Source organism: Candidatus Accumulibacter vicinus (assembly GCF_000584955.1).
Classification (GTDB): domain Bacteria; phylum Pseudomonadota; class Gammaproteobacteria; order Burkholderiales; family Rhodocyclaceae; genus Accumulibacter; species Accumulibacter vicinus.
Genome location: NZ_JDSS02000052.1, coordinates 6,533 through 14,781, shown reverse-complemented (window position 1 = coordinate 14,781; position 8,249 = coordinate 6,533). Strand labels below are relative to the sequence as shown.

The following is an 8,249-nucleotide window of genomic DNA, read 5'->3' as shown; positions in this document are numbered from 1 at the left end:
CGGGGCGTTAGGGTCTTGCCCCCGCGGAGAAATCGTTGGCTCGGCTACCCTCGGGCCCGCCATTTCAGCTGCTTGTACAGGGTGACCTTCTGCCATTCGCAGATTGGGGTCGGACCGCAGAATTGGTTCCACTTGCACAGGACGCCCGTCAAGCACCTGGGCAACGGCGGTATGTAAGGACGTTTCATGCGTCGCCTCTTGTTTTCCACGCAGCCATTCAGGCGTCCACTTGCCAACGTGACTGAGACCTCTACCGAGGACAACTGCACCACCACCAAGGGCGCCACCGAATACTCCGCCAAACACGATGTTCGCCAATGAGTCGGCCATGGTATAATCGGCATAATACTGCTGGTGCGAGTACAGGTTATATGGCTCGAGTACAGCGTTACCAATAGCTGCATCCACGGCTGTGAGGCCAGCGGTTCCAAGGGCTCTATAGGCCAGCGATGACGAAGCCGCCATGGCCCGTAGGCCACCAAGCATTTGAATCCCTTTCGCGGGCGCCACAACGATACCAATTGCCGTACCTACTGGGTCAACAACTCCCGCAGCTAGTGAGGCCGTAACTCCAGAGGCTGTTGCCCAACCCTCGGCGCGCTGCCAGATGTCCTGGCGTTGCAACTCTTCGCGTTTGCGATCGCGAATCAGTTCCGCCTGCGCCCGCGCCAGCGGCCTATCGAAATTCACAAGCCCGTCAGGATACTCCTTACGCAGTTGATCAACCGATAGTTTTTCACCGGTGTTGGCGATGTCATTGAGCGCATGCTGCTTTACCATGGCACCGGTAAAGCCTTCGAGCACATCAAAGTTGTAGACCTGGCTGTACGTACGACCAACTGACGGAGACAGTTGCGACTGCAAGTCGGCCTGCATCTCCTGATCGTTTTGCGCCGCTGGTAGGAAGAGAGTACCCATTACTTAGCTCCCGTGACCTTGCCAGTTGCTGCCCGCCCATCGAGCAGTGCATTGAGGAAGTCCGTATCAGAAAAACGGATTTCGTAGCGACGACCCTTATCGTCCATTACAGGTACGAATAGTCCAGGGGCTCCCTTGGCCTTAACTGCACGATAGACGCCAGAGCCGTCCTCATTCGTGAGCCAGACCAGATTACGTGTGTCCTTGATCGATTCTTCCGTATACGCGGCTGACAGGTGCGGATTCGCCGACTTCACCACTGGCTTGAAGCTTTCGCCGCTAGGAAGTTTCCAGGATTCAGCCGCCCGCGATAGGACTTTATCGATGCGCTGGGCATCATAACCTTGATGTGTGTACGGATCCCTTGTTGGGACGTAGTACGTTCCATTGACGGTCATCTGCTTCTTAACCAGGTCCTCGACCATAGACTTTACCAGATCGCTACCTGAGGTCTTAGGATCGCGGGCCGCAAGAAATGCAGCTCGTTCCATGGTCTTTGCAAACGTGCCCGCATACTCACCGCCAGCGGTTCCACCAGTCACCGCCAGCATGTGCAAGAACTGCTGATATTCCTGATTTGACGTCAGGGCATTACGCACCTCCTTAATGCGCTCAGGCGTCATACCAGCAGTGACTTCCTCCTCGGACTTGGACTTCAGAGCTTGCGCAAACATGTTGCCATAGGCCTGGGTCCGGGTAAAGTCAAGGAACATGTAACCCTTATCGAGGCCATTGGCGTACAACTCGCCCATGAACTTCGCATACAGCCGCTTGTTCTGCGGCGTCTGGCTCTGGCCAACAAACTCTTGCTGAATTTGGCTCATGATCTGCTGGGCCTCATCGAGGGTTCCAGCATCCTTGATGCGCTTCACATAGCCTTGCGCCTCGTCCTTAGTAAGCAATCGCTGCTGAAACTCCGGAAGCTTGAACTGGTTTTGCTGAATACCAAGACGAGTAGCAACACGGGCAGCAATAGGTTGCCCGGGATAATTGGTTGGATCGAGCTCAACGGCATTTCGTTCAGCGGCTGCGGCTGGATCACTTGCTCGTAGCTTAGCCTCAGCTTGCAGCATGTCAGCAGTGGCCCCAGCAATTTTTGCCCCGGCCACTCCATTTGCGCTTGACGATAAAACTTTTTTGACGTATGCCTGCGTTTCAGAAGGGATGTTGCTCATCCAATCAGATCCATACTTTTCAACGGCCTTGGCTACACGGCCCTGACCCCAGTTGTACGCGGCCAGGGCCTTGGAATAATCCCCACCGAACTGGCTCAACAGGTCCTTCATGTAACGAGCTTGGCCAGCAATGCTCGAGTGCGGATCGGTAGTATCGACCCCGTACTGCTTGGCTGTATCGGGTTGGAACTGGCTGATGCCCAGTGACGGCTGCCCAGTTGACGTCTTGTCATTACGGGCATTCGGGTTACCGTTAGACTCAGCCATGATCTGTGCAGCTAGTACACCAGCATCAACGCCTGTGTCGCGCGAAGCTTTCGTAATGGTCTCGGTGTAGGGTACAAGGGCTTTTTGGGAGACCTGTTCAGTCTTGAGCCGTTCGACCGTGGATGTAAGATCCCCATGCCGAATCTCACGAGCAATGATCTTCTCACGACTCATGACTTCAACCTGATCCTGATACCGCTTGTAACCTGCCGGGCCGAGCAAGTCCTTTACCTGCGTCAGGTTATAGCCGGCCGGTAGCGGTTCAGTGGTCTTACCCACGCTGTAGTCTGCCAGGTGGTCTTCCAGTGTGATACGTAGTTGCGTGGCTGCCTCAGACCGAATCTGATTCGAGGCACTAAGCAGATGCGACCGCAGACGATCAAGCTTATCTCCGTAGAGGTTGAACCCAGGCAGCTTGTTGAATTCACCAGCGTCAAGCATCCGAAGAGCCTCGCCTGGATTTTTATTGCCGACGCCCCGCACGACAGTTTCAGAGAAGTGCGAAGACACGTCCTCACGCAAGCGGTCTTTTATGCTTGGCGGAACATTCATGGCGTTGATGGACTCAAGACGCGGTACCACGACTGATGTATACAGGTCAGGGTTCAGCAGCAAGGCCTGAGATTCCTTCTTCGCGTAGTCAACAGTCGTCTGTACACGGAAGCGTTGCTTTTCCTGAGCCTCAAATGTAAGAGCTTGCGAGAAAAACTGATCTTGGAACTGTCGAGCCTGAACGTCAAACAGTTGCTGCGCACGCGTATTGGGAGCCTGCTGACGCAACTCGCCGAGTGAGTCTTCATAGGCCTTATTTTGCGCAAGAGCAAAGCCTTCAGCTCCAGGTTGGGCATAGTTCTTGTCGTCCTCCATCTTCGCAACCATGCGATTACGGAAGTCTGTCATCTGGTTGATTGACCACAGATGTGCATCATACTCCTGCTGCTTCTCAAACTCGGCCTTTGCACGCAAGTCAGCCTCATGCGAAGCCCTTGCAACTGCTCCTAGGCCTTGGCCAATATCAGCAAGACCCTGCGCAGTATTCAGTGGGCGCATGTCCGGATTGTTGCCGGCCCCTTGCAGGGATCCTCGCGCTTGATAGGTATCGATTTTCGGCATTATTTAATCCTCACTCCCTGCCCACCGCCCATGTAGTCCAGATTCGGAGCTGACGGCAATTTCAACCCAGCCCCCGTGTACGTGGGCTGGTATACAGGATTTGCTTTCAGTTGGTCCTGCATGTTGCTCCACTGGGCGTAACCTGTCAGGATAGATCCTGTGGCGCTCATGAACCCTTGCGTTTTAGCTGAGGCCCCCTGCAAGCGCTGCAATGCCGCCTGTGTTCTATAACCATTGGACTTGATTATCCCGTTATAGCGAATAAGCAGGGCGTCCATTTCAGACTGCATCGTAGTATCTTGCGCGACGTCCAGCGCTGAGCCGGTCATCTGGACACCCGCCTTAGCGTAACCTGCGCGTTGTTGACCAAGCAATCGATCAACACCCGCTCTGAAATTACGTTCCTCAAACGCAGCCTGCTGCTTGGCCAGATCGGCGTCTAGCTCTGCTTGCTTGGCGTTGAACTCTGCCGCAGCCTTACCTTGCTGCCCAGCCCAGATGTTTGAGAACGCTGATGCCGCCGTAGAGGCTAGCATAGCCGTTGACGTAGCGACGGCCATGTGCCCTCCTTATTCGTAGACCACCATCCACGGTACTAGGCCAGTAATCGTGCATGGATACGGTTGATCTGCTACGAGTGTAACTTGACGGCTACGATCGTAGTCCCCTGGGAAATTCACTACCTGATCCCCAGTAAACAGCGGCGGAGACTGATCCATCTTATGAAAGCCCATCCGGAACTGAATCTCCTGAAGCTTGTCCTCAGACGGACCGAACTTCAACCCTAGCGTATTGAGCAGCCGCAAACCCAGGCGCTGGACACGCCCAGTTTTTGTCTGAGCCGTACCCTCATTACCACCGGCCTCGTAACGAATAGACCGCAACTTCGCCGTATAGGCTAGGCCAACGTGAATAACGGATGCAGGACGATCGAGCGTGATTTGACCAGAACTGTTAACCACCTTGGGGGCGCGCACCGAGCCATCACCGAGGATGGATACCGTTTCCCCTTTGAGATGGTCTAGACCGGAAACAAGGGTTATTGGGGTCCCACTATAAGAGAGGCCACAATCCACAAAGAAGGCACCATCCTTATCCTCGGATGAACTCGGATAGAACTCAGGGTCTAGTCTCTCAATATACTGCTTGGTCCCGCCATCAATGGTCCTGGTGGTAACAGCCCAGAGTTCATCATTATCGGCTCCTGGTATACACGCTACGTGTTTTACCTGCGCGTTGGTGCCCCCGAGGATGTGGCGGTGCCAGCCGAGAACTTCTTGCTCCTTGTTATACGTGAAGCCGATCAGTTGACCATCCGCGCGAGCGCTCCACACAATGGAGTGCGGCTCTTGCTGATAGTCCATACTGATCATTCCACCCAACGTAATATGCTCAGAAAGAATCGTAGCATCGTTAGATCGGAAGCCATCAACGTTAAAATCATAAAAGTATTCGCGAAGTTTCCGACGTGCCCTCTGCCAGAAGAGCAGATTCTTATCCACCAGTACAGGCTTAACATTGGCAGCTCCTCGTGCAGTTTCACGAATGACACGAACATTAGTTGGCGTGACAGCCTCATACAGGGAGCTAGCCGAGACTGTAAACTCGCCTGAATCCGTCAGGATCACCAGGACTTTTCCTGGAACCATCCAACGAATAGAGTTCACGTCGTCGGTGCTCAGCGTGTAGTTGAGTCCTGAATCGTCCAGCACCTTGCCTGCCGCGTCTGACGGGGCGAAGTTGTTGAAGTCGCCAGAGCGCGTGGCCCAGACCGTCTGCGGTTGCTGTGTGGTGTTTGCGAACCACAAGCGCTCCTCGAAGAATGTTGCTAGTGACGGCCAGCCAGTGGTGTCGGACCAGGCGCCAAGACGCCAATCAGACGTGGCACTTGTTGAAGAAGCCGCTACCTTAAGATCAGCTGTTACCTGTGTAGCGCTCGTGAATGATGTGATGACTGCCCATGACCAGGCCGTAGACGGACCGATGCGCACTAGGCGCCCAACGTCAGTTGCTGCAAACGGAGAGTGGCCTGTGGCTGTAATAGTGACCGGTCCAACAGCTGTACCACTAACCGCTAGTTTCTTTGCCGTGTCGGAGTTAACATCCATGTACGGACCGTCCTTGAACTCAAAGTCCGTGAACGTCCAGCTGGTGTGCCCTGTACGAGACAACTTCTTGGGTTTAACCTGCGGATGGAACATGAACAGCACGTCAGCCGACTGAACGAACTTGACGCTACCTAACTGATCTTGCGTGTACGTGTGCGCAAGCTCATACGGAACGCCCGCGCTAAGAATCTGGCCGCCGTCCTTGAAGAATCGAAAATAGCCTGCACCAAACTCGATGACGTAGGCTTGAATTGTTGAGAACTTAAACGGAATCAGCCAAGTATCAGCCGTCGTTTTTGTGGCTGCAATGAATCGGAATCCTGGGCGTTTGGTCACACCGCCATGCGGCATGATCAAGAAGTTCTCCAGCAACTCGCAGCCATTCTGATATTTTTGAACATCAACCCGAGACATCAGTCGCGGGGACATCTCACCTGTGGTGAAGTTGGTCTGGATGATTGATGCGCGGGCCATTACCGCGACTCCAGCCAGCCGGTGGCTTCAACCATCTGCAGCGAATTTTCCTGCGCATCAACAGAACGGGCTTCACGTACCGCCAGCTTGTATTGCTCCCACATCTGCTCCTTGAGCGAGTTCGACTGAACGATGGGCATTGCCAGCAGGTGCGCCAAGTAGGCCGCAAGGGCCTGAGACAGCAACGCGTCATACTCGTTCGGATCTTCTACACGCGCGATGTACTTGATCTTAATGACGTTGGAATTGCACTGCAGCTTGCGACCCTCAATCGTGAAGGGTTCATCGGACTCGAGTCCAAGGGTTCTGAGGCAGTCCGGGGGCAGCAGAAACGAATATGACCAACCGTATGCGGGTTGGTCAGCAAGCGGAGCCAGGACATCGCGTTTTACCGCACAGTTCCATGGGTAGGCGCGTAGAACAGCATCCCGGCAGATAGGCCAGTTTTGCTTGATGAGAATAGCGGACTTTTGCGGATCATCCAGCGAAGTGATCAGATCAGCTCCGATGTACGTTAGCGCAAGATTTGCAATCTCCGTGATTGAACTGGCCATGGCTCCTCCGAAAAGGCCGTGATGGCCCTTTGGAGGAGCTCATCACGGCAAAGGCTCAGCGGCAGCTGATTAGTCAACAACGTACTGCAGGAACGTCTTGAGCGTGCCAGGTGTCGCCGGAGCGATGCCAATCGTAATGTAGATGTCTTCGCCGTAGGCGGCGGTGATCTCCACACCGAGGTTGGCAACCTGGTCGAGGAACAACGGGTCTGCAGCCGTAGTGTATGCACGAGCAGAGCCGTACTTTGTCGCTGTGATGGTGCCACCCAGTTGGCCGTTAGCTTGGCTGGGAGCCGAGCCAACTGCCAGGGTTGCAGTGCCTTGCGTCGTGGTAACCATGATGCAGGACTGAGGAAGCAGGCGCGCGCCCTTCGGCAGCTTGCCAATGCAAATGGTGTCGCCGGCCGGCAGGGCCGTCAGTGCGAAGTTGCCCTGAAGGGTACGTACGCGGCCGCCGATGTCCCCAACCTTTTGGGGAGTCGGGGGCACGGACAGGATGCCAGCTACTTGCGTCGTATTGCTGTTTGCCATGTTCGATTCTCCTTAGTTCTGTTGATTACAGGACGGCTTCGTCGACCTTGATTTCGACAACACCTTGTTCCTCCATACGCGTAGCGCCGATACCCATGGTCACGTATACCTGCATGGAGTTGCGCTTGTCACGGCGCGGACCGACGTCGACCATCGGGTCTTGCGACACGGCCAGGAGGAGCTTCGACTGCACCCAGGCGATGTGGCGACGATAGCCAGAACCGTCAGTCAGCAGGCGTTGCGTACGCACGAACTTGAAGCCCATGAACGTGTCAACCTTGCCCTCAACCAGTGCCTTGACCACGTTGTAGTCTTGTGACGTGATTTCGATGTTGCGCAGCAGACTGTGCAGGCTGTTGGCCGTGCAGGTCATAATGCGAGCTTCATCCGGGTCGTTGTCGTACGCATCCAGAATTTCCTTGGCCCGGCGAATCTTGCCGATGGTCAGGTTGCCGTTGGCCGCGGCGCCAGACTCAACGTAGTTCACCGCAACCTGATTGCTGTTCGGAAAGTACACGGGGGTTTGACCCGTTTTGCCACTGTACGCAGAGTCGAAAGCAGCCCCGATGATGGCGTCGTCCATCTTGCGGCCCATGGCGAAGACAGCATTCATCGCGTAGGCGCTCGTCGGATCGATGAGCATCTTCAGCTTATCCTGACGGTCAATCAGGTCAGCCCAGTCGTAGTCACGCAGGGAGACGCGCCGGCGATCATGCGGAGTGCTAACCAGCGGGGTGTCTTGGTGACGACCGGTGATTTCAACCGCGTCGGTAGCACCGATACGGTCGTAGAACTCAAACTCGCTATTCTGCGGTTCGACACGGACGAAGGGGCGCAGACGCGAACCCTTCTGTTGGACCAGCATGGAAACGTTGTTCCGGTACTGGTTAACATATGCAGCATCAACTTGGAAGGACATTATAGCCTCCGATGAAAAGTGGTTAAACGATTCTCGGAAAGCTACCCGGCAAATCCGGACCCTCCTGGCAATTCAACACCTGCGTTCGGTGGGAGGCTATTCCCCCCAGTCATACGGACACTTGCGTGCTACCCGTCTATGATTAGTATTATAACACAAAAACGCCCCGTGTAAACAGGGCGTTCTCGGA

At 54.9% G+C, this 8,249-nt stretch carries 6 protein-coding genes and 1 pseudogene; all 7 read right to left on the bottom strand.

The window, feature by feature from the left end; genetic code table 11:
* A pseudogene (locus tag CAPSK01_RS20230) lies at nucleotides 1-918 on the bottom strand (hypothetical protein); the annotation flags it as partial.
* Complete coding sequence (locus CAPSK01_RS24200; protein WP_273704188.1) at nucleotides 918-3,473, bottom strand: transglycosylase SLT domain-containing protein; 2,556 nt, start codon at nucleotides 3,471-3,473, stop codon at nucleotides 918-920. The gene CAPSK01_RS24200 and the pseudogene CAPSK01_RS20230, both read right to left, overlap by 1 nt.
* Nucleotides 3,473-4,033, bottom strand: coding sequence for a hypothetical protein (locus CAPSK01_RS24195; RefSeq protein WP_273704187.1), 561 nt, complete (start codon nucleotides 4,031-4,033; stop codon nucleotides 3,473-3,475). Before CAPSK01_RS24195 ends, CAPSK01_RS24200 begins: the two co-directional genes overlap by 1 nt.
* 9 nt (nucleotides 4,034-4,042) lie before the next feature.
* Nucleotides 4,043-6,055: a hypothetical protein gene (locus CAPSK01_RS20215; RefSeq protein ID WP_034931134.1), complete on the bottom strand. Its 2,013-nt coding sequence runs from the start codon at nucleotides 6,053-6,055 to the stop codon at nucleotides 4,043-4,045.
* A complete protein-coding gene (locus CAPSK01_RS20210) occupies nucleotides 6,055-6,609 on the bottom strand; it encodes a hypothetical protein (RefSeq protein ID WP_034931132.1) in 555 nt (184 codons plus the stop codon). The genes CAPSK01_RS20215 and CAPSK01_RS20210 overlap by 1 nt, the downstream gene beginning before the upstream one ends.
* Before the next feature lie 69 nt (nucleotides 6,610-6,678).
* The gene (locus CAPSK01_RS20205) at nucleotides 6,679-7,140 is read right to left on the bottom strand and encodes a hypothetical protein (protein WP_034931130.1); all 462 of its coding nucleotides are present in this window, start codon (nucleotides 7,138-7,140) and stop codon (nucleotides 6,679-6,681) included.
* 25 nt (nucleotides 7,141-7,165) lie between these two features.
* Complete coding sequence (locus CAPSK01_RS20200; RefSeq protein ID WP_034931128.1) at nucleotides 7,166-8,059, bottom strand: phage capsid protein; 894 nt, start codon at nucleotides 8,057-8,059, stop codon at nucleotides 7,166-7,168.
* Between the last annotated feature and the right edge of the window lie 190 nt (nucleotides 8,060-8,249).